The organism is Moorena sp. SIO3I8, assembly GCF_010692325.1.
Taxonomy (GTDB): Bacteria; Cyanobacteriota; Cyanobacteriia; order Cyanobacteriales; family Coleofasciculaceae; genus Moorena.
Map to the genome: position 1 here is coordinate 1 of NZ_JAAHHW010000322.1, position 1802 is coordinate 1802.

Here is a 1802-nt window from a genome sequence, read left to right on the forward strand (position 1 = left end):
AAAAGCTTTTCCCGTAGCGTGGCACAGGCTACTTGAGGTGCTATCAGCTATCAGCCAAAAGCCTGTGGACACGCTACGGCAACAGTTTATGCCCATAGCGCAAGCTACACCGAACAGCTTTTGAATAAAATAAGCTGACGGCACCTCAAGTAGCGTGACCGTAGGCCTTTAGCTGATGCCTGAATGCTTACATGACCTTGAGGTCAAATTAGGGTTAATGACGAGTGTAAGAACGCTCGAAATGGGTTTTAACTTGATGGGCAACTGTTGCAATAACAATGGCTGAGCCAGACCCTAAAATAGCAACTAGTTCAGTGCCAGAACCATCCGTCACTATTGCCAAAGCCGCCAATGCGATCGCTACTCCCACAAAAGTCGTTTTTAACCGGTTGGTTACCCGATAGGCTCGATTGCAGGAACCACAGATTTGAGTATGTCGCCTTAATCGGTCTAGGGGAGGTGGTTGCTGATTATCTTCCAGTTTTTTCTGGGGTAGCTTCCTGGTAGAATAGCCTTGATAAAAAGGTAAAGATGTTCCGAACTTATCGAGCCACTTGCGATACTCAATCAACAACAGATCTGATGTTTTGAGTGGCAAATACAGAGAGTTTAGGCTTGTTCCCAACCGTTCCACTTCTGCCTGCTGTCCCACCACAAGTGGTAAATCTTCTTCTAAGAATTTGTCTCGGTACCAGTGTTCCATCCAACGAGGCTGTAGCTTCAGTTTCCAGGTAGAATAATTATTATAATTCCTAATAATAATACGGCATTTGCCCTGACCTAGAGGAAGGGAATAAAGTGCTGATCCACCGATACGAACTGATTTTTCCTCTCTTGAGCTTCTGTAGGTCACTAAATTGGGAGCAACGAAATCAAGGTTTACCCATGGGCTATTCTTTTGCCTGGTTTTTCGGTACCTGCCTCGAATCCCAAGAGTAGAACTTTCCAGGACTTCCATTTCTAAGGGTTGAGCGTATTTTCGACTACTGAGGGTGCCCTCGTGGCTAATGAAGAGGTGAGAGGGATCGAGGGCATTTTCTATAAAATAGCTTTGGTCGTAGGGGAGGTCTATCATATAGTCTGAGCTGGCAACTGTAGGATTTTCCAAATCCGCTACAGTTGGGATGCCCTCGAGATCAGCAGCTTCAGGTTTCCCCATCCATACCCAGACAATACCTTGCCGTTCCACAACCGTAAAGGATTGCACACAGGCTTTGGCTGGAATCTTGGCATCTTCTGGTAACTGGGGAATGTGCAAACATTGACCATCTTGACCAAATTGCCAGCCGTGATATAAGCACTCGATTTTACCATCAATGATTTGTCCGTCCGAGAGTTTAGCGGCGCGGTGAGGGCAGCGGTTTGTTAAACAGGCTAGCTTACCATCTTGGTTTCTGAACAATACCAAAGGCTCGTCATACAGGGAGAAGCTGTAAGGACGGTCTGTGGGCAGGTCTTGGACAAAGGTGACAGGATACCAGCTCTGCTGCCAGTTGAACTCTTGCTGTGTTTCAGCTATAGGAGCAGTGGCAGTTTTTTGTACTGCTTCTGGTGTTTTGGTATCAACTCTCATAGATAACTTCCTCTATGAAACAACTGACCATCTTAGATGGCGAATCTGGAGCTTTGTTAGCACTGAGGCCAGCAATACTAAACCTTTATGTCAATCCTAGTACTAAGGCTTGCTAGACATTGCCCACCCTATTGTTAGACAATCAGGCATTCCTGGGTAATCAAATCAGCTGCGCGGGTATCATCGGTGAAGTTAGCAATCCCTCTCTTGATTCTATCGGGGCTGTATC

The 1802-nt window shown here is 46.2% G+C and carries 1 protein-coding gene; it reads right to left on the reverse strand.

Translation table 11 applies throughout. From position 1 onward, the window contains the following. Nucleotides 1-214: 214 nt before the first annotated feature. On the reverse strand, nucleotides 215-1573 hold the full coding sequence (locus F6K51_RS36615; protein ID WP_293030903.1) for a Rieske 2Fe-2S domain-containing protein: 1359 nt from the start codon (nucleotides 1571-1573) through the stop codon (nucleotides 215-217). Nucleotides 1574-1802 lie beyond the last annotated feature (229 nt).

What these genes read in the sequence shown, in the direction of transcription:
- F6K51_RS36615 (WP_293030903.1), bottom strand. Translation starts at nt 1,573, where the DNA reads ATGAGAGTTGATACCAAAACACCAGAAGCAGTACAAAAAACTGCCACT.